We start from the raw sequence: 19,566 nt of genomic DNA, 5'->3' as shown, positions 1-19,566 counted from the left end.
TACCTATTTGACTACTTTTATTATAGGTGATGAGGAAAGCGGAAATCAAAACATACTTCTCATACTTTGTCCATATATATGAAGAAGAAAGGGGAATGACGATGGATGTAAGAGAACATACTTTTTTCTCTCTGCTTATTATTAGTTACTTTATTGCCTTTGGAGTTATACTTGGTGGTTCATTAATTGGCGGATTTGGTGCATTTCTCATTGGAAAACCAGCTCTAACTTATATTAATCAATTTGCCCAAAATTTAAGAATTTGGGCACTCGTTGCAGCGATTGGTGGAACGTTCGATACCTTTTATAGCTTTGAAAGAAGCTTCTTTGGCGGAGATATGAAAGATATCGTAAAACAAATTCTCCTTATTTTTTTTGCAACTGGTGGTATGCAAACTGGTCTTATTATTATTAAATGGCTAACGCAGGAACATGTATGAGAGTACCAAGTGCCAATACAGCCAAAAGATGGTATTTAGTTTTAGCAGGTGCTGCTGTTGGAGGCGTTTTGAGCTGGTTTATTTTTTTGTACATATATGGTGTTTTTCAGCAGGAACAAGCTAGTAAAATAGCAGAACAAAGAGAAATTATAGAAAAGCAAGAAGCAAAACTCCACGTCCTTCTCGAAGATCAAGAAAAATTGAATACAGAAAATAAGCGGCTCTTAACAATTCAAGAAATTAAAATAAAAATTATAAATCGAGAAAAATATGATTTAGACAACCTTACACTCGAAAACATGACCACTTCTATCCATAATGATCTCCAGCATCTTTTAACGAAAAACATTCAAAGCATCGCAAAAAATAAAGACCTACTCAAAAAAGTAATCGAAAATAAAACGTACAAACATTACGATCGTATATATCGCTTTAAAGTAGACACAGTCTCTTTTGATACCGTACTGGAAATTAGTATTGTTATAGAGAAAGAAAAATAAACGAAAAGAAGGAGGGCTTCTATGCCTCTCCTTCTTTTCGTTTTAACATATAATTTCTTATCTGCACAGCTCACGTAAATCAGCAAAAAGACGATCCGCTTCTTCCCAAGAAGATGCTTTTGCACCAGAAGCCATCGGATGTCCTCCGCCATTATATTGCATTGCTAATTTATTAATAACCGGTCCTTTTGAACGAAGACGAACACGAATCACATCGCCTTCCTCTAAAAATAGAACCCACGCCTTTAATCCGTCAATATTACCAAGCGCTCCGACAACACCAGATGCTTCAGAAGGAAGTACATCAAATTCTTCTAATACCTCTTTCGTTAATTTAATGTACGCTGCGCCTTCTTCTACCATCGTAAAGTTTTGTAAAATATAACCGTTTAAACGAGCAATCTTTTCTTTCGTCTTATACATCTCATTGTATAAATCTGTGAATTTCACACCCATGTCAACGAGCTCACTTACGTAACGAAGTGTTTTTGCTGTTGTATTCGGGAACAAGAAACGACCTGTATCTCCAACGATTCCCGCTAAAATAAGGCGGGCTGCTTCTGTTGTTATCTTTAATCCTTTATCTTTTCCATAACTGTAAAACTCATAAATCATTTCACTTGTAGAACTTGATGTCGTATCTACCCACGTAATGTCTCCGTACGGATCTTCATTCGGATGATGATCAATTTTAATTAACATCTTCCCTTTTGTATAGCGTTGATCGTCAACACGTTCTTGGTTTGCAGTATCACAAACGATAACAAGTGCATTTTCGTATACACTATCTTCAATATCATCCATTACTCGTAAGTATGCTAGTGACGGTTCATTGTACCCAACCGTATAAATATTTTTCTCTGGAAACGATTCTTGTAGAATTGTACCAAGACCGCCCTGTGAACCTAACGCATCTGGATCCGGACGCACATGACGATGAATAATAATCGTCTCAAACTCTTTAATTGCTCCTAAAATTTGTTCATGCATATGTATAATCTCCTTTTTATTCAACTTCTTCACTTTATCCCCCATTATAACGGAAAATATTTCATACATGCGAACAATTGCTTTATAATAAAAGTTAGAAAGTTTAGATATTTCTTTTTCTTTACCATTTTATACGAAGCGATGGGAGTGTGCATTATGCCAGTATTAGTCTTTTGTATTATCGTCTCATTTATGTTGTATCTTTTCTATAAAACAAAATACTTTCGTACAAACCGCCCAATGGAGAAAGGTTGGCTCTCAGGAAAATCCGCAATGGCACTCGGTTCATTCGTCTTATTCTTTGGGATAAACCAATTCTTTTTAGAACTTTCAACCGCTCGTATTATCGTTGGTGTTTTATTTGTTCTATTTGGTAGTGCAAGTGTATTTAATGGATTTCGCCAATACAAACATTTCTTACCATTAGCAGTTGAAGAAGCCGAAGTCTATGAAGCAACGTAAAAAAAGCATCAATATTGTGATGCTTTTTTACGTCCTCTAACTTTTAAAATCATGTATGCGACAAACGCAGAAGGGATATTGAATGGATTGCCTTGCACATGAAAATGTAATTGCTCTTCTTCAAAAGACATCTGTTTGTATAGTTCTTGCTGAGATAATCCTATCCGTTTCTTTTTTTCATTTAAACCTTGTAAGTATAAATATTGAATCGGTATCATTACAAGAAAGTAAAATAGTGCGATACCAACAAAAAAGAATAATTCTGATGACATATTGCATACCACCTTCCGAAATCCATTATCTTACAATCTAATTATAGCACAGTATACAATCTAATTGAGTTAATATTCTGTTTTATTATTTTACAATTGTCTCTCCGCATAGCTCTTCTTCAGCATACTGAATATATCGCCGAATAAAATTCCCAGGATTTTTTCTAATTGGTTCAATATCAAGTCTTAATGGTATTTTTCCTGCCATATAAAAAATTCTCAAAGCAGTCCCAAGTCGAATGGCTGCTTCCGAAATATTTTCCCCATATCCCATCATGAAGTTCCCCCATACTTCTTTTAACTGTCCCGAAGCAATTAAATGCAATCTCGGAACACCAATATCAAACTCTTTATACCCAAATCCACATTCATCAAAATCGAGTAAATACCAATCCTCTTTGTCTACAAGAACATTGCCAAAGTGCATATCGCCATGAACAAATTGTTTTTCTCCTAGTTGAGTTGAATTTGTAAGCTCTTGTATTCTTTCTGCAATTCTCAAGCATTTATTTTTATCCGCATAAGATAAAAACGAAGTATTTAATAAACGTTGTAAAGGCTCGTGAATTGTCTTTTTCTCGGTATATACAGGCCTTTCATAACCTCTCCAAGTTTGCGGTATTCTTTTGAGTACTCCATTTGCATTTTCATGAAACTTTCGCATTAATGATCCAAGTTTTTCATAATCTTTATCCTTCGGTTCTAAAATTTCGCTTCCGTTTATAAACCTAAAGACAACAAAATACTGGATACTCCTCTCATCTTTCATAACAGGTGTGATCCAGTCACCATTTTTATTTACAACTACTTCTGGTACTAACATTTGTTTTTGTAACGCTATTACCCAATGTATTTCAGCCTCTATTTGCTCGGCTGTATAACGTCCTTCTCTATACTGTCTAACTACAAATTTATTTTTGTCCGATTCAAATATATATGTTTGATTTTCTCCCCCATGCAACAATGAAACTTTCGTAAAATTATTTAAATTATATTGCTTACATAACTGCTCTTTAATGTAAAAATCCATTCTTCTCCCCCTAGTTCGTATAGTGAAGTATAGTTTCTCCATTCAATGACACTATTTTGATCTCTTCCTCATTGATCCTATCGACTAATAACCAATCCTTTAACCTAAAATAGATTAGCTAAAGACTACAGCATATCCTGCTATTTTTTCACTTCTCTACTAAAACTCTCACCGAGCTTAAGTAATAGCTTCAAAATCCAATAAAACAAAATAAAGTTAAAGAAAAAGCCTAATGGATTAAACGAACATTCCCAACCACCATAATAAACAAACGTTTCAGCTGGTACACCAAAATAAAGGAAATCAGGCTCATTTTCTCCTGATATAGGAATAAAGGAACCAATACTTGCGAGAATCAAACTTACAAAATACAACTTCTTTTTAATACCATTCATTCTTCTATGTGTTAACACATGAACAATTATGATACATACAACAACTAAAAAGAAAATTATCCCTCCCATTCAGCACCTCCTTATCACTACGACATTTCCTCCACTTTCAAATTCCCGAGTATTTCTACTATGAATATGAAATAATACGCAATTTATTTTCTTTTTTAATTCTATCCTTTCAACAAAAAAAGATGGAACAAATCAAAACGATTTGTTCCATCTTTTTATTTATCGATTAACTGCACCATAAGTAATGCTTTTCCAACGACATTACCTTCATGGTGTACTTCTACATCAACCTTACCAAATTTACGGCCAATTTCTAATACTTTCGGATGAACGGATACAACATTATCAATCTGAACCGGCTTTACAAAATAAATTGTTAAATTCTCAACAATTGAATCGCTCTTCTTCTGCGCACGAATGACACGGTTTGTTGCTTCTGTCACAATTGTTGCAAATACACCGTAAGATAATGTTCCGATTGAATTCGTCATTTGTGGTGTCACTGAAAATTGATACAAATGCTCATTTTTTGCTTCTTTCGGCGTCATAAATTGATTCGTTACAATATCATCAATCGTTTCACCAACTTGTGGTTGACGCTGAATCATTTGCAGCGCCTGAAGTACATCTTGACGACTAATGATACCTTGCAATTTATTTCCATCTTCCACAACAGGAAGTAATTCAATACCTTCCCACACCATCATACGCGCTGCAGCTGCGACAGACATCTTTCCATTTACCGTAATAGGATGTTTCGTCATTACTTTATCAATTGGTGTATCTTTCGCAACACCAATCATATCTTTCGAAGTTACGATACCTAACACCTTTTTATTTTCATCCACAATTGGATAACGTCCATGCATCGTCTCTTCATTGTACTCATGCCATTTCTGTACGATGTCACTAGGGTTTAAATATAGTGTTTCTTCAATCGGTGTTAAAATATCTTCAACGAGTACAATTTCTTTCTTAATAAGTTGATCATAAATTGCACGGTTAATTAACGTTGCGACCGTAAATGTATCATAGCTACTCGAAATAATTGGCAACTTCAATTCGTCTGCTAACTTTTTCACATGCTCTTCTGTATCAAATCCACCTGTAATTAATACAGCGGCCCCTGTTTCTAATGCTAATTGATGTGCATTCGTACGGTTCCCGATGATAAGCAAGTTCCCGGCTTCTGTATAGCGCATCATCGCTTCTAATTTCATAGCCCCGATTACGAATTTATTTAATGTTTTATGTAGTCCTTCTCTGCCTCCAAGTACTTGACCATCGACAATATTAACGACTTCTGCATATGTCAGCTTTTCAATATTCTCTTTCTTCTTTTGTTCAATTCGAATTGTTCCGACACGCTCAATCGTACTAACATATCCTTTATTTTCTGCATCTTTAATTGCACGGTAAGCTGTCCCTTCACTTACACTCAAATCTTTTGCAATTTGCCTTACAGAAATTTTATGGCCTACTGGCAGACTATTAATATGTTCTAAAATTTGGTTATGCTTGGTAGCCAAATGGTTTCACCATACTTTCTTTTCCCTAAATTCTTCATGTGTTGTATTTTCAGTATACTATATTTTCAAAACTGTTACACTCTCTCTTTATATACCTGTACTATTTTTTTTATAACAAAATACGCCTTACATTACACCACTTCTACCATTACAACAATGTAATGGTATTGTCATCTCGTTCGATAGTTTGTCCAGCCGCTTCAATATACAATGAAGACAAGAAATGAAACAAAGGAGCGAATACATGATGAAAAAATTATTAGAAGTAGTAGGTGCTGTATTTTTAGCTTTCGTAGACGGGAAAAAAGTTGCAATGGAATTGAATGAAACACCTGAACAGCCACTTCCAAAAAGAAAAGAATCATCAAAACAAGTACAACCTTTAAAAGCTGTCCTATACACATAAAAAACCCTTCACTTGTCTTTTCAAATGAAGGGTTTCTTTTCTATAGTGTAATACTTTCTCCAGCTTCTAATACTTTCCCTGTACAATTTTGTAGCTTTTCTACAAATTGATATGGATCTTGTTCAATTACTGGGAACGTATTGTAATGCATCGGTACAACAGTTTTCGCCTGAATCCATTTTGCTGCTAAAACCGCATCTTCTGGTCCCATTGTGAAATTATCACCAATTGGTAAAAATGCTACATCAATGTTATTTAATTCCCCAATTAATTTCATATCAGAGAATAGAGCGGTATCTCCTGCATGGTACACAGTTTTCTCTTCTGCTGTAAATAAAATACCCGCTGGCATACCTGTATATGTAATCGTCTTATTTTCTTCATCAATATAACTAGAACCGTGGAATGCTTGTGTAAACTTCACTTTTCCGAAGTCAAATTCATGTGAACCACCAATATGCATCGGATGTGTATTTACACCTTGCCAACTTAAAAATGTCGCTAGTTCAAATGGTGCTACAACAACTGCATTATTTTTCTTCGCAAGCTCTACTGTATCTCCAACGTGATCACCATGTCCATGCGATAAAAGAATTGCATCTACTTTTACATCTTCAGCCTTTAAATCTGTTTTCGGATTTCCCGTTAAAAATGGATCAATTAAAATAACTTTTCCATTCGTTTCAATCTTTACAACTGAATGCCCGTGATAAGATACTTTCATCATTACATTCCTCCCCTATTCACATTCACACTTTTTATTCTACATGATTTCTTAATTCCCTGTCTTTTCTAACATCTATTTACTTGTCATAACGCTTTCATCCGATGTAAAGTTATATTTGTAATTAAATATCTCGGGGGTGCCAATCGATGAATGCTAGATTAGAAAATTTAATGCAATGGCTAAAAGAAAAAACGTAGAAGCTGCGTTCTTAACTTCTACACCAAACGTTTTCTACATGACGAACTTCCATTGTGAACCACATGAAAGACTACTTGGTATGTTTGTATTCCAAGAAAAAGAGCCTATTTTAATTTGTCCTAAAATGGAAGAAGGCCAAGCACGTAACGCTGGCTGGGCACATGAGATTATCGGATTTACTGATACTGACAAACCATGGGATATGATTGCAAAAGCAATTAAAGACCGCGGTATCAATGCAAATGCAGTTGCAATTGAAAAAGAACATTTAAACGTAGAACGTTACGAAGAATTAACAAAATTATTCCCAAATGCAGCTTTCAAATCAGCTGAAGAGAAAGTTCGCGAGCTTCGCTTAATTAAAGACGAAAAAGAACTTTCTATTTTACGCGAAGCAGCTAAAATGGCAGACTATGCTGTTGAAGTTGGTGTAAATGCAATTAAAGAAAACCGCAGCGAACTAGAAGTATTAGCAATTATTGAGCACGAATTAAAAACAAAAGGCATCCATAAAATGTCATTCGATACAATGGTATTAGCAGGTGCTAGCTCTGCTCTTCCACATGGTATTCCAGGTGCTAACAAAATGAAGCGCGGCGATTTCGTACTATTTGATTTAGGCGTAATCATTGACGGCTATTGCTCTGACATTACACGTACAGTAGCATTTGGTGATATTTCCGAAGAACAAACTCGCATTTACAACACTGTACTTACTGGCCAACTACAAGCAGTTGAAGCGTGTAAACCAGGCGTTACATTTGGTGCAATCGATAATGCTGCTCGCTCTGTCATCGCAGATGCAGGTTACGGAGACTTCTTCCCTCACCGCCTTGGTCACGGACTTGGAATTAGCGTACACGAATATCCGGATGTAAAAGAAGGCAACGAATCTCCATTAAAAGAAGGTATGGTCTTCACAATCGAGCCAGGTATTTACGTACCAAACGTAGGTGGCGTTCGTATTGAAGATGATATTTATATCACAAAAGACGGATCAGAAATTTTAACGAAATTCCCGAAAGAATTACAATTTGTAAAATAATAAAAAGGCAGCATGATTGCTGCCTTTTTCTATTTCTCTACTATTTCAAATTTCTCTACAATCATTTGCCCTGGGTAACTTTCAAGTATGTGAGAAGACCATACTTTTATTTTATCCCCCGTTTTTAATTGATTAGATGCGTCTTTATTCTTAAAACTCAAGACTATATCTGATGGATGATCTTTATTCATTTGTTGCTCTATATACTTTTGCAACTCTACTTTTGTTTCAAACATTTTATCACCGACAAAAAATACTGTATCATTTCTTAATATGACATACCCTTCTTTAGATACTTTTTTGACCGCTGCTCGCTCTACTGTTTTTGTAGTACACGATGGTAATATGATTAGAAATACACTTAAAAATATATACGTAGAAATTTTCATATTCCTATTCATTTTTAATCCCTCACTCTACGCTATTTCCACTTTAAAACCATCTTCTCTTCATACTTATCATCCCATTTAATCACAACTTCTATCGGTTCATCTTTAGAGAGAGGCGCACAACTTACACACACAATTACAGAAACTATTATTAGAAAGCATTAGTGAAAAATATTTATTTTATAAAATTCATTCAGATGACGATGATGCTGTATTTACTCGTGCATTTACCACATTATTAATTGCGCTCATTATTGATGCTGATACAAATCATAATTTCTTATCACAGGCTGATCTTTTACACGTAAAAGATCGATTAATTATATATATGAACAACGAACATGATTTCCGTGGATATGTGCAAGACCACGGCTGGGCACATAGTATCGCTCATGCTTCCGATACATTTGAGGCGCTTGTTCATAGTCCTAAACTGGAAGCTTTACATTACGAAGAAATATTACAAACTTTATTACACAAAGTTTGTGTCCATTCTATTTACTACAAATATGAAGAAGACGAACGACTCGTTTATCCGATTGTCTCAATGCTACAAAATGACCTAAAGGAAGAAGTACTCATATTAGCCCTTCGTGATTTAGTAGCTCAATTACAAGCTCAAAAACAAACACTACATATTGAATCGTATGAGTTTCTATACGGAAATATAAAATCTTTCTTACGTAGCTTATTTTTCAGACTACGCACACTGTCTATATGTAAAAAAACCGAATGCGAAATTGAAAAATTATTGCAAGAGCTTCCCAAATATTATTAAAAAAAGAAGGCACTTTAAAAAGTACCTTCTTCTATTTCACTAATATTTATTTGAAATTTCACGATCCAAACTGAGAAAAGGTGGACAAGAAACGCAATCACCATACATGCTCCACTCAAAAAGGTTAATACAGGATGCGAATACACATGCCCTAAACCATAAGATGCTCCTACGAAAAACATTGTTATGTAAATATAAATTGCTCCATGTATTTGCCTCATATAAACCTCCTTTTCCCATATTATAACATAAATTTTCTGATTATTCACATTAATTACTTGTAATCAATATTTCTCAACTGTTACAGCTCTAACAGCAACCTTAACATATGGTGCTCCTTGTAAACTTTGTAAATCTTCTGTTTTACCTGTTACAACTACACCCTACATTGGTAGGTCTTTTGGTTTGAAGTTTTTCATCTCATTATAGTTTATCCTAAAATATTCTTGATATCCCCCTTTATTTTCACTTAAAGATTTCATAGAACCAATAAACTCTATAGAGTTTATTTTAATATCCTCGTACTCATCTTTCTTTCTATCAACATACCCCCCTGAAATCCAAGCACCGGTTTTGATTTCTCTATCAATAATGATTCAAACGTATCATGGCTCATCTAGCTCTCCTTTCTATATACTCAACGTTTGAGAGCGTAAAATGTATACAGCTTTTCTAAAAATATTTTCATAATAAAAAAGCACATCTTCAATGTGCTCCTCTCAAAAATATTATTCTATTATTTCATTACTTCTTTCACAACATCTTGAATCATAACAACTTCTGTTTTCATATCAACAGATGGTGCTTCCTCATCAATACATTCATACCAAAACGCTAAATGCTTTTTATCAATTTCATGATGAGAATTTTCGACAAGAGCCCCATCTTCTCCTTGCACAGAATACCAATATAAGTACTCTTCTCCATCTCTTATTTCCCGGAAAATTGTCTCTACATACATCTTTTCGTCGTTTAATGTCAAAAGTACTTCTTTCATATTGTCATTAAGAAGCTGCATCCATTCATCTACACGATAACTTTTACCTTGTTTCACTTTAAATCTCGTTAATTCCACATTCATTTTTATTCCCCTGTTCTCTTACGTACAAATAAACTATATTCTACTGGATTATGAAAACTTAATTTACTAGCTAATTTTTGCGAAGGTATATTATCTGCATTACAATCCCAGCACGGTATAATATCATTTTGCATGCAATGTTCAATAAACCTTGTTGCAGCAGCTTGAGCTAATCCTTTCCCTTGATATGCTTCATGTGTTGCAATATCAATTTCAGCAAAACCATTCCCGCTAAATATTGAGACGCATTCGGCTACAATCACCCCATCTTGTTCTATACAAAAACCAAAGCCGTTATTTAAAAACACTTCTTTTGATCCCCAATATTCTTTGTAATAATCCTCTGTAAATTCATTACTTCGTTCTATATCACTTTTATCAATACGTTCAATTTCATATGTATTTTTGTTTAATTCTATTTTTCCATATTCAAAAACTTCTCTTTGAAATTGAAATGTCATTCGTGGGATTTTCCGAAATGCATTACTAAAGCACTCTTCAATCATCATTTCCCACTCTTCACTCGAAGTGAACAGTGTAAATCGTTTCTCTGTTTTTTCAATGGCTGTTTTTATATACGAAAATAGATCTTCGTTATGACTTTGGTCTTGAGTGTCACCAAACAAATAATAAATACCATTAGTGGTGACAATTAGTCCTGCTGTTAACTTCTCATTTATAAAAATCTCACCATCTATGGTCTGATCACAAACTGCATACGCAAAAGTTGTTGTTCGTTGATTCCCTTCTAAAAGTGAACTTACTTTATCGTATTCTTCAATCTGTAACCTTCTCATACGACCTCCACAATTACTGTATCCGCCTCTATATTTTCAAAACAAAGATTTACCGTTCTCTTCAACGCTCTCGTTCTATGAATTGTACATGCTGGAATTAAAATTGAATCATTTGGCTTTAAAACTGCTGTCTCTCTATCTTGAAAATCGATAAGTAATTCCCCCTCTAACACAATGAATAATTCATCCGAATTAGAATGATAGTGCCAATCATATTCACCGGTAAATACGGCGATTCGTAAGCAATGATTATTTATATTTGAAACGACGAAGTTTTTATGTTGATCTTTAATATCTCTTGTTAATTCTAATAGATTTACTGTTTCCATAGTTCTCCACACCCAATCCCCTCTATCGACTTTTATTTTCCGTTTAATTCCAAATTATCACAAAAAACAACATCATAACAAGCTATATTTCACGTAAAGTTTTGTTTACTTTTTGTAAAGTTTTATTTACTTATTACCTAAAAATGGATATAATAAATGTAACAAATTTACAAAAAGGAGACTTTGTATATTTGATTAAAAATAAGGTGAAACAATTCCGCGTCGTTAGAGACATCACCCAAGAACAATTAGCTTCCTCTGTTCAAATCACTAGACAATCCCTCATCGCTATCGAGAAGAATAAATACAACCCAAGTTTAGAATTAGCATTGAAATTATGTGAGTTTTTCAACTGTAAAGTAGAAGATTTATTTCAATTAGATAAAACTGGGGAGGAAAAAGAATGAAAAATACTTTTAATCAAGAATTCTTTTCAAATCTTACCATTTTAGTGTTAGGATCGACTTTTCTTTATTTCAATAGTAGTGATGAAGAAAAGATTCGTTCTGTCCTTCTATTCGCTGGCGTATACATACTCTTAGCCTCGGTACTATTTGTAGTGAAACGAATATTCTTTAAGAAAAAAAAGAAAGAGTCCGAGGAATACCCATTACCTGAGATAGATGAACGAATTGAGAAAATGAGTTTAAAGCTTATGGCCCAAATTTTCGGTCTCTCTCATTTAATCGGCTCTGCTATACTATTTATTTTATATATCACCAACGAAAATTCGACGATACGAGTAGAGTATGCCCTGTATTACTTGTTTGGAATTCTTTTCTTCACAATGATGTTCGGCTTAAAAATTGTGAAGAAATTAGATAATTAGTTTAAACAAAAAGACCCTTCCTACAAAGGAAAGGTCTTTATTTTATTTCTATTATGATAAAGCAGGAGCTTTTTCAAGAAGCTCTTTTGCATCAGCGTATTGTAAGCCGTGAGCTTCTGCAACTGCTTCGAATGTTACATATCCATCTAATGTGTTAATACCTTTTAATAATGCAACGTTGCCTAGGCAAGCATCTTTGTAGCCTTTGTTAGCAATTTGTACTGCATATGGTACTGTTACGTTTGTTAATGCAAGAGTTGATGTACGTGGAACCGCACCTGGCATATTTGCAACTGCATAGTGAACAACGCCATGTTTTTCATAAGTTGGGTTGTCGTGAGTTGTAATACGGTCAGTTGTTTCAAAAATACCACCTTGGTCAATCGCGATATCTACAACGACAGAACCTGGTTCCATTGATTGAATCATTTCTTCTGTTACAAGTTTTGGCGCTTTTGCACCTGGGATTAATACTGCACCGATTACAAGATCAGATTCTTTTACAGCTTCTGCAATGTTATACGGGTTAGACATTAACGTTTTTACTTGGTTTCCGAAAATGTCATCTAACTGACGAAGACGTTCTGCACTTAAGTCGATGATTGTTACATCTGCACCTAAACCTACTGCAATCTTCGCTGCGTTTGTACCAGCTTGACCACCGCCGATAATTGTTACTTTGCCGCGTTTCACCCCTGGAACGCCTGCAAGCAAGATACCTTTACCGCCTTTGTTTTTCTCAAGGAATTGTGCACCGATTTGTGCAGACATACGACCAGCTACTTCACTCATTGGTGCAAGTAGTGGTAATGAACGATTGTCTAATTGTACTGTTTCGTATGCGATTGATACCACTTTGTTATCAATTAATGCTTTCGTTAATTCTGGTTCTGGAGCTAAGTGTAAGTATGTGAATAAAATTAAACCTTCACGGAAATAGCCGTATTCACTTGCAACTGGCTCTTTTACCTTCATAACCATATCTTGATTCCATGCTTCTTCAGCAGTTTCAACAAGTTTCGCACCAGCTTGTACGTATTCTTCATCTGCAAAGCCTGATCCTATACCTGCTCCTTTTTGAACAAAAACTTCATGACCATTTTGTACTAAATGTACAGCTCCCGCTGGCGTCATTGCCACACGGTTTTCATTGTTTTTAATTTCTGTTGGAATACCGATACGCATTATTAGTTCCCCCTTGAGTTATGAAATGACCCCTGAATCATTTTTTAAAGCGCTTTCTACGCTCTTATATTCTAACATAATATCTCAATATTTGACAAAAAATAATACAAGTTTTCCGATAGATTTAATCTTACATGAAAGGACAGTATTATCCGTACCTCTCAGTATGAAGGATAAACTGTCCAATTATTCGAAACTTCACTTTATTTAATTCTATCGATGTCTATGAATAACATCAACAGCACCTGTTACTTCAATAATCGTGCCAGTAATCATATCAGAATCGTCCTCACATAAAAACGAAATGGTTCTTGCGATATCTTCACCTGTTCCAGATCTACCAATTGGTGTGTTACTACCTTTCAGATTTCGCGCTTCTTCAATCGTTGCCTCTTTCATTTCACCAATTATATCACCAGGACATACCATATTCGCAGTAATACCGTATTCAGCTTCTTCGTATGCGACTGTTTTCGTTAATGAAACAAGTCCTACTTTTGCTGCCGCGAAAGCTGAGCGATAAATCCATCCCGGTGCACTATCTGCCCCTTGAAATCCGTAATTGATAATACGGCCAAAGTTCTGTTTTCTCATGACCGGAACGACAAGTTTTAATAAATGAAATACCGCTGTTAAATTGCCTTGAATCATTTCATTCCATTCTTCTTCTTCGTAATCGACTAACTTTTTTCGTTCAAATACATATGGACCAGCATTATTAATTAAAAAGTCAATTTTGCCAAAACGGCTCATCGCTTCTTCTACTATTTTATGTAAATCTTCCTTTTTCGTGACATCAGCTTGCACGAACTGTAGACGTTCTTCCATATTTTTATATGTTTCTTTCATTGTTTCCATAGCACTTGTATCGCTATGATACGTTACTGTTACTGAATACCCTTTAGCCAATAACTTTTCTGTTACTTGCTTTCCTAAACCTTTCGTACCGGCTGTAATGAGCGCATGTCTCACAAAACTGCCTCCTTTTAAATTGCTATACTCCATATGTAACAAGTTCTCGCACCAATTACAACTAAAATGAATTGAAACAGAGTTTTCAAAATTCTGTAACGTTTCCGACAAGCACATTACCAAAATTTGTTTTATAATAAAGTTGTAAACGGTAATAAAAATGATTGGGAGGAATTTACTATGAATAATACATATACAAATATTTTAATCGCAGTGGACGGTTCTAAAGAAGCAGAAAAAGCTTTTAAAAAAGCAATTCAAGTCGCAAAACGCAACAATGCAACATTAACAATTGCTCATATCGTTGATGTAAAAGCATACTCAGCAGTAGAAGCTTATAGCCGTGCAATTGCTGAACGTGCAAATCTATTTGCAGAAGACTTATTAGAAGACTACAAAAAGACTGCAATCGAAGCTGGTCTTGAAAAAGTGGAAACTGTATTAGAATTTGGTAATCCAAAATCTAAAATTTCAAAAGAAATTGCCCCTACACACAAAGTAGATTTAATTATGTGCGGTGCAACTGGTTTAAATGCTGTAGAACGTTTCCTAATTGGTAGCGTCTCTGAACATATTATTCGCTATGCGAAATGCGATGTCCTTGTTGTTCGTGGTGACGAAGAGCAAGGTGATCTTTAATTTATAAAGTGAAACTTTAATCAGTGGGGCTTTTGTCCATCCCCCACTGATTATTAGTTGAACCAATCGGGCGTTTACGGGCCGTTGATCTCCCACCTAACTTCTTCGCATTCGCCGAATTTTGAGGTGGGAGTCTTACTGCCCGTTAATGCGGGATAAATAAAACACCAAGTCCACATGGGCTTGGTGTTTTTCATTTCACAAACTTCACTATAAATACAAGACAAGCCACAACAACAACGGTAACTGCCAACACATAGGGCGGAAGGAACTTCAAAGACCATAGCGCCATCATTATCGTCGCAACCGTTAAGTACGTTTGCTTTGCATCTTCTGTCATTTTTTTACGAAGGAAGAAAACATACAAATAACCGATTGGCGGCGTAATGAAGCAAAGAACATATATAATTTTTGATTTTAAATACCACTTTTGTTCTCCAAGTTTCTTTATGTCTTCTTCTATTCTCTTATGCTCTTGTTCTCTCGCTTCTTCTACAAGCGGATCTTCCTCTTCTCCTCGCTTTTCTTTCATATAAGGAAGAAAATGCATGAAAAAATAACATGCAAATACAATTGCCCAAAATTCGATATTTAACCTTTCTAGCGGAATATGATCACTTGCAAAAGCAGCGGTGATTACTAATGAAAAACAATACGTCGTTACCCAAAATGAACGTTTTCTCTTTTTTCGTTCCATTTCTTTTTTATCTTGTACATGTTTTCTTTTCGAAAGCCATATCGAAATACAACAATCTACTACAAACAGAATAAAGATAAATATCGCAACGTGTACTGTTTCTACATCCTCAAATGAAAATACGCTTGGGAATGCAAAGTGTAATACAATTAGCGTGTACAAAATTAACCCAATAAAATAAATACGTCTCATTTTCCATTCCTTTCTTATTTCCTAACTTTAGGTTAACATACATTTTTTAGAAATAGATGGACAAAATATATATGTTAAAAAAAGGAGGATGCTACATGGGTGATTCCGAACGCATTATTTTAGATGTGAATGGGAAAGAAATTGAAATGCTAGATACGATTCGTACTCATTTTAAAGAGAAGCATGGCGTGGAACTAAGTAATGGTGCATTACTTAGAGATTTGATGGATATTGAGTATATTCGAATTACGGAAGATCGACATAAGTATGATTAATTGGTGAAACTTGAAGCCTAGAGCAAATTTCTCTAGGCTTACTTACATCCACGCGAAAATGTTATAATTAGGAAAAATGTGGAGGGTGTCAAAATATGAAGTCTGAAAATATATCAAAACATTTTCATACATTACATGTACAAAGAAACCAGTTCATTCCTAAGCTTCATTCACTATCACAAGAACAACTATGGTATAGGAAAGCGGACAAAAAATGGTCTATTGGCGAACACTTTTATCACTTATATTTAATTACAAGGATGCTAAAAGTAGCGATTAAATTCTCTTTCACCCTTATCCCCTATGCCAAACTAAGAAGAAACACCCCATTCGCAACTGAAATTCATGACATTTATGCCGAATACAAGGAGAAGCATGGCAGAGGAATGAACGCACCTTGGATTTTAATCCCTTCAAAAAAAGTTTATGATTCTATGAATGTAACAGAATTAGAAGACTTACTTTCACATGAAACAGATGAAATAAAAAAACTAGTTCAAAATATAGAAGAAAATATTGCAGGGCATATCGTATTTTTAGATCCAATTGCTCACTACCCTAACCTTATTCAATCTATTCAGCTATTAGCGATACATGAGAGGCATCATTTTATGATTATGAAAAACAATTATGAAATGATAGATACATACCTAAAAATCTAAATACAAAAAGGTAAGGTGCTTTCTAAAAAAGCACCTTACCTTCTATGTTATGCATCATTTAATTCCAACAAACTCCACAGTTGATCCTTTCGCCTTCTCCAAAGCTTTTTCAATTTGCTTAAACCCTGTCCCGCCAGCACTATTACGACGTTTCACAGCTGCGTAAGGTGAAAGAACTTCATATAAATCTTCTTCAAATAACGAGCTCATTTCTTTGTATGTTTCAAGTGGTACATCTAATAAATAAATTCCTTTTTGCGTACAATGAAGGACTAGTTTCCCAACAATTTCATGAGCTTGACGGAATGGTAGTCCTTTGCTTGCTAAGTAGTCAGCAATTTCTGTTGCGTTTGAGAAATCTTGCGTTACAGCTTGCCCCATTTTTTCTTTGTTTACAGTCATCGTTTCAAGCATGCCTGCCATAATATGAAGGCATCCTTCTACTGTTTTTACTGTATCAAACATTCCTTCTTTATCTTCTTGTAAGTCTTTATTGTAAGCGAGCGGTAATCCTTTCATTACTGTAAGTAAACTAAATAAATTACCGTATACTCTGCCTGTTTTACCACGGATTAATTCCGCCATATCCGGATTTTTCTTTTGCGGCATAATGCTGCTACCTGTCGCGTATTGATCACTCATTTCAATAAATTGAAACTCTTGGCTACTCCATAAAATAAGTTCTTCACAAAAGCGTGATAAGTGCATCATAAGCATAGATGAGTTACTTAAAAACTCCAATATGAAATCACGATCGCTTACCGCATCTAAACTATTTTCATATATTCCATTAAATCCAAGAAGCTCCGCACTATATTCTCGGTCAATCGGGAATGTTGTACCAGCTAGTGCTCCTGCTCCTAATGGTGAAATGTTAATACGCTTTAACGAATCTTCATAACGATTCACATCGCGCTCTAACATCCAAAAGTAAGCAAGAATATGATGCGCAAATGAAATCGGCTGGGCACGCTGCAAATGTGTATAGCCGGGCATAATTGTTTCAATGTTATTTTCCGCTTGATGGACAAGAACGGTTTGCAACTGTTTTGTAGCTTTTATAATATGTTCTACTTTTTCCTTTAAATATAAATGCATATCTGTCGCTACTTGATCGTTACGACTTCGGCCTGTATGAAGTTTTCCTCCTACTTCACCGATTTTTTCAATTAACATCTTTTCGATATTTAAATGAACATCTTCAGCTTCAACCGAAAAATAGAGCTTATTTTGTTTTGCTTCTTCTAATAAATATTGAAGCCCTATCTTTATTTTCTCTGCCTCTTCTTTCGTAACGATGCCTTGCTTTGCCAGCATCGTTACGTGCGCAATACTCCCTTTTATATCTTGATTAACTAATTGTTGATCAAAGGAAATGGATGCTCCAAACTCTTCAACCCACGCTTCCGCTTCTTCTGTAAAACGTCCGCCCCAAAGTTTGCTCACGCTTCCACCTTCTTTTGATTCACTTGGCTGTATACTTTCGTAGGTAAACCAAATAATGAAATGAATCCAACTGCTGCATCATGATTAAATTCATCCTGGGCAGTATATGTTGCTAGCTTCTCATCGTATAGAGAGTATTCAGATTTACGTCCTTCTACAATCGCATGCCCTTTAAATAATTTCACACGCACCGTACCTGTTACATGCTTTTGAGTTTCCTGTAAAAACGCATCGAGCGCTTGTTTTAAAGGTGAGAACCATAAGCCATTATAAATAAGTTCTGTTATTTTCTGTTCAATCACTGGTTTAAAATGCGCTACTTCTTTTACGTGTGTTAAATCTTCTAACTCTTTATGGGCAGTTATTAACGTCATTGCTGCTGGGCATTCGTATACTTCACGAGATTTAATACCGACAAGACGATTTTCTACGTGATCGATACGACCAACGCCATGTTTTCCAGCAAGTGCATTTAACGTTTTAATTAATTCTGAAAGTGGATATGCAGTGCCATTTAAAGTCGTTGGTACGCCTGCTTCAAATCCAATTTCTACAAATTCTGGTTTATTCGGTGTATCTTCTAATGCCAATGTCATCTCGTATGCATCTTCTGGCGGCGCTGCCCATGGATCTTCTAAAATTCCACATTCGTTGCTGCGTCCCCATAAGTTTTGATCAATTGAAAATGGGCTATCTAAATTAATTGGAATCGGTACATTGTTTTCTTTTGCATATGCAATTTCTTCTTCACGTGACCATTTCCATTCACGTACAGGCGCAATCACTTCTAAGTAAGGATTTAATGCTTGAATAGAAACTTCAAAACGAACTTGATCATTCCCTTTCCCTGTACATCCATGTGCAACTGCAGTTGCGCCTTCTTGTTCTGCGATTTCTACTAATTTTTTCGCAATAAGCGGACGAGATAGTGCAGAGACAAGAGGATATTTCCCTTCGTATAATGTGTGTGCTTGCATCGCCATCAATGCATATTCATTCGCGAATTCTTCTTGAACATCAATCATATATGATTTAATTGCACCCACTGAAAGTGCTTTTTCTTTTACAAACGCTAAATCTTTACCTTCCCCTAGATCTAAACAAAGCGCGATAATATCATAGTTTTTCTCTTGTAACCATTTAATTGCAACGGAAGTATCAAGACCTCCGGAATATGCTAACACAACTTTTTTCTTCTCCATTTTGCATCCCCCTAAAGAATAAATATTCATTTTCTTTTATAATAATTCATACTTTAACACCTTTTAAAAAATGTATCAAGGGTCATTTTC

25 protein-coding genes and 3 pseudogenes are annotated in these 19,566 nt (G+C 35.1%); 11 read left to right on the top strand and 17 right to left on the bottom strand.

The window, feature by feature from the left end:
• The first annotated feature begins 26 nt into the window (after positions 1 to 26).
• Entirely contained in the window at positions 27 to 440 is a 414-nt protein-coding gene (locus CDB3_RS27605; RefSeq protein WP_002034291.1) for a YtrH family sporulation protein, read from the top strand.
• On the top strand, positions 437 to 940 hold the full coding sequence (gene ytrI / locus CDB3_RS27600) for a sporulation membrane protein YtrI (protein WP_071748289.1): 504 nt from the start codon (positions 437 to 439) through the stop codon (positions 938 to 940). Before CDB3_RS27605 ends, ytrI begins: the two co-directional genes overlap by 4 nt.
• A 57-nt stretch (positions 941 to 997) precedes the next feature.
• Here the strand turns inward: ytrI and CDB3_RS27595 are convergent, their stop codons facing one another.
• Positions 998 to 1,930: a DHH family phosphoesterase gene (locus CDB3_RS27595; RefSeq protein ID WP_218673347.1), complete on the bottom strand. Its 933-nt coding sequence runs from the start codon at positions 1,928 to 1,930 to the stop codon at positions 998 to 1,000.
• 156 nt (positions 1,931 to 2,086) lie between these two features.
• Between CDB3_RS27595 and CDB3_RS27590 the strand changes: the two genes are divergently transcribed.
• Positions 2,087 to 2,392 carry a YtpI family protein gene (locus tag CDB3_RS27590; protein ID WP_097832106.1) on the top strand — a complete coding sequence of 102 codons (306 nt, stop codon included), beginning with the start codon at positions 2,087 to 2,089 and terminating at the stop codon, positions 2,390 to 2,392.
• 8 nt (positions 2,393 to 2,400) lie between these two features.
• Here CDB3_RS27590 and CDB3_RS27585 read toward each other — a convergent pair whose 3' ends face one another.
• From CDB3_RS27585 to CDB3_RS27570, 4 genes are all read right to left on the bottom strand, one after another.
• Positions 2,401 to 2,664, bottom strand: a complete 264-nt coding sequence (locus tag CDB3_RS27585) for a DUF3949 domain-containing protein (protein ID WP_128856666.1) — start codon at positions 2,662 to 2,664, stop codon at positions 2,401 to 2,403.
• An 85-nt stretch (positions 2,665 to 2,749) separates the two neighbouring features.
• Positions 2,750 to 3,694: a phosphotransferase enzyme family protein gene (locus tag CDB3_RS27580; RefSeq protein WP_097832108.1), complete on the bottom strand. Its 945-nt coding sequence runs from the start codon at positions 3,692 to 3,694 to the stop codon at positions 2,750 to 2,752.
• 140 nt (positions 3,695 to 3,834) lie between these two features.
• The gene (locus tag CDB3_RS27575; RefSeq protein WP_128856665.1) at positions 3,835 to 4,158 is read right to left on the bottom strand and encodes a hypothetical protein; all 324 of its coding nucleotides are present in this window, start codon (positions 4,156 to 4,158) and stop codon (positions 3,835 to 3,837) included.
• A gap of 155 nt (positions 4,159 to 4,313) precedes the next feature.
• The gene (locus tag CDB3_RS27570) at positions 4,314 to 5,627 is read right to left on the bottom strand and encodes a DRTGG domain-containing protein (RefSeq protein WP_097832110.1); all 1,314 of its coding nucleotides are present in this window, start codon (positions 5,625 to 5,627) and stop codon (positions 4,314 to 4,316) included.
• Between the two features lie 244 nt (positions 5,628 to 5,871).
• Between CDB3_RS27570 and CDB3_RS31870 the strand changes: the two genes are divergently transcribed.
• Positions 5,872 to 6,033: a hypothetical protein gene (locus CDB3_RS31870; RefSeq protein WP_179139761.1), complete on the top strand. Its 162-nt coding sequence runs from the start codon at positions 5,872 to 5,874 to the stop codon at positions 6,031 to 6,033.
• A gap of 40 nt (positions 6,034 to 6,073) precedes the next feature.
• Here CDB3_RS31870 and CDB3_RS27565 read toward each other — a convergent pair whose 3' ends face one another.
• Positions 6,074 to 6,757 (bottom strand): metal-dependent hydrolase, encoded by a 684-nt coding sequence (locus CDB3_RS27565; protein ID WP_097832120.1) that lies wholly within the window; start codon positions 6,755 to 6,757, stop codon positions 6,074 to 6,076.
• A gap of 149 nt (positions 6,758 to 6,906) precedes the next feature.
• Between CDB3_RS27565 and pepQ the strand changes: the two are divergent.
• Positions 6,907 to 8,003: pseudogene (pepQ, locus tag CDB3_RS27560) on the top strand (Xaa-Pro dipeptidase).
• A 29-nt stretch (positions 8,004 to 8,032) separates the two neighbouring features.
• Here the strand turns inward: pepQ and CDB3_RS27555 are convergent.
• Positions 8,033 to 8,404: a DUF3221 domain-containing protein gene (locus CDB3_RS27555; protein WP_128856664.1), complete on the bottom strand. Its 372-nt coding sequence runs from the start codon at positions 8,402 to 8,404 to the stop codon at positions 8,033 to 8,035.
• A gap of 115 nt (positions 8,405 to 8,519) precedes the next feature.
• Here CDB3_RS27555 and CDB3_RS27550 point away from each other — a divergent pair.
• A pseudogene (locus CDB3_RS27550) lies at positions 8,520 to 9,170 on the top strand (DUF2785 domain-containing protein); the annotation flags it as partial.
• A 14-nt stretch (positions 9,171 to 9,184) separates the two neighbouring features.
• Here the strand turns inward: CDB3_RS27550 and CDB3_RS27545 are convergent.
• The 5 genes and pseudogenes from CDB3_RS27545 to CDB3_RS27525 all read right to left on the bottom strand — a co-directional run bounded on the left by CDB3_RS27545 (position 9,185) and on the right by CDB3_RS27525 (position 11,377).
• A complete protein-coding gene (locus tag CDB3_RS27545) occupies positions 9,185 to 9,391 on the bottom strand; it encodes a hypothetical protein (RefSeq protein ID WP_001248910.1) in 207 nt (68 codons plus the stop codon).
• 63 nt (positions 9,392 to 9,454) lie between these two features.
• Positions 9,455 to 9,724: pseudogene (locus tag CDB3_RS32625) on the bottom strand (anti sigma factor C-terminal domain-containing protein); the annotation flags it as partial.
• Between the two features lie 182 nt (positions 9,725 to 9,906).
• Positions 9,907 to 10,251, bottom strand: a complete 345-nt coding sequence (locus CDB3_RS27535; RefSeq protein WP_128856663.1) for a DUF6176 family protein — start codon at positions 10,249 to 10,251, stop codon at positions 9,907 to 9,909.
• 2 nt (positions 10,252 to 10,253) lie between these two features.
• Positions 10,254 to 11,048, bottom strand: coding sequence for a GNAT family N-acetyltransferase (locus CDB3_RS27530; RefSeq protein WP_128856662.1), 795 nt, complete (start codon positions 11,046 to 11,048; stop codon positions 10,254 to 10,256).
• Positions 11,045 to 11,377 (bottom strand): cupin domain-containing protein, encoded by a 333-nt coding sequence (locus CDB3_RS27525; RefSeq protein WP_128856661.1) that lies wholly within the window; start codon positions 11,375 to 11,377, stop codon positions 11,045 to 11,047. The genes CDB3_RS27530 and CDB3_RS27525 overlap by 4 nt, the downstream gene beginning before the upstream one ends.
• 143 nt (positions 11,378 to 11,520) lie before the next feature.
• Between CDB3_RS27525 and CDB3_RS27520 the strand changes: the two genes are divergently transcribed.
• Both CDB3_RS27520 and CDB3_RS27515 read left to right on the top strand, forming a co-directional pair.
• Positions 11,521 to 11,784 carry a helix-turn-helix transcriptional regulator gene (locus tag CDB3_RS27520; protein ID WP_002003636.1) on the top strand — a complete coding sequence of 88 codons (264 nt, stop codon included), beginning with the start codon at positions 11,521 to 11,523 and terminating at the stop codon, positions 11,782 to 11,784.
• Positions 11,781 to 12,206, top strand: a complete 426-nt coding sequence (locus tag CDB3_RS27515) for a hypothetical protein (RefSeq protein WP_128856660.1) — start codon at positions 11,781 to 11,783, stop codon at positions 12,204 to 12,206. Before CDB3_RS27520 ends, CDB3_RS27515 begins: the two co-directional genes overlap by 4 nt.
• 51 nt (positions 12,207 to 12,257) lie before the next feature.
• Here the strand turns inward: CDB3_RS27515 and ald are convergent, their stop codons facing one another.
• The gene (ald, locus tag CDB3_RS27510) at positions 12,258 to 13,391 is read right to left on the bottom strand and encodes an alanine dehydrogenase (RefSeq protein ID WP_128856659.1); all 1,134 of its coding nucleotides are present in this window, start codon (positions 13,389 to 13,391) and stop codon (positions 12,258 to 12,260) included.
• A 213-nt stretch (positions 13,392 to 13,604) separates the two neighbouring features.
• Positions 13,605 to 14,396 (bottom strand): SDR family oxidoreductase, encoded by a 792-nt coding sequence (locus CDB3_RS27505; RefSeq protein ID WP_128856658.1) that lies wholly within the window; start codon positions 14,394 to 14,396, stop codon positions 13,605 to 13,607.
• A 147-nt stretch (positions 14,397 to 14,543) separates the two neighbouring features.
• On the opposite strand from CDB3_RS27505, the gene CDB3_RS27500 reads away from it, so the two are divergent.
• Positions 14,544 to 15,002 (top strand): universal stress protein, encoded by a 459-nt coding sequence (locus CDB3_RS27500; RefSeq protein ID WP_002173748.1) that lies wholly within the window; start codon positions 14,544 to 14,546, stop codon positions 15,000 to 15,002.
• 193 nt (positions 15,003 to 15,195) lie between these two features.
• On the opposite strand, the gene CDB3_RS27495 is transcribed toward CDB3_RS27500, so the two are convergent.
• Positions 15,196 to 15,891, bottom strand: a complete 696-nt coding sequence (locus CDB3_RS27495) for a hypothetical protein (RefSeq protein WP_128856657.1) — start codon at positions 15,889 to 15,891, stop codon at positions 15,196 to 15,198.
• 95 nt (positions 15,892 to 15,986) lie between these two features.
• Between CDB3_RS27495 and CDB3_RS27490 the strand changes: the two genes are divergently transcribed.
• Both CDB3_RS27490 and CDB3_RS27485 read left to right on the top strand, forming a co-directional pair.
• Positions 15,987 to 16,166, top strand: coding sequence for a ProA domain protein (locus tag CDB3_RS27490; RefSeq protein ID WP_128856656.1), 180 nt, complete (start codon positions 15,987 to 15,989; stop codon positions 16,164 to 16,166).
• A 95-nt stretch (positions 16,167 to 16,261) separates the two neighbouring features.
• On the top strand, positions 16,262 to 16,828 hold the full coding sequence (locus CDB3_RS27485; RefSeq protein WP_128856655.1) for a DinB family protein: 567 nt from the start codon (positions 16,262 to 16,264) through the stop codon (positions 16,826 to 16,828).
• 54 nt (positions 16,829 to 16,882) lie between these two features.
• On the opposite strand, the gene argH is transcribed toward CDB3_RS27485, so the two are convergent.
• Positions 16,883 to 18,274, bottom strand: a complete 1,392-nt coding sequence (gene argH / locus CDB3_RS27480) for an argininosuccinate lyase (RefSeq protein WP_128856654.1) — start codon at positions 18,272 to 18,274, stop codon at positions 16,883 to 16,885.
• Complete coding sequence (locus tag CDB3_RS27475; protein WP_128856653.1) at positions 18,271 to 19,476, bottom strand: argininosuccinate synthase; 1,206 nt, start codon at positions 19,474 to 19,476, stop codon at positions 18,271 to 18,273. The genes argH and CDB3_RS27475 overlap by 4 nt, the downstream gene beginning before the upstream one ends.
• Positions 19,477 to 19,566: the final 90 nt, after the last annotated feature.

It is taken from the genome of Bacillus sp. CDB3 (genome assembly GCF_002081505.1).
Taxonomy (GTDB): domain Bacteria; phylum Bacillota; class Bacilli; order Bacillales; family Bacillaceae_G; genus Bacillus_A; species Bacillus_A cereus_AT.
The sequence above is the reverse complement of the archived record's forward strand: the minus strand, read 5'-3'. Positions and strand labels throughout refer to the sequence as shown.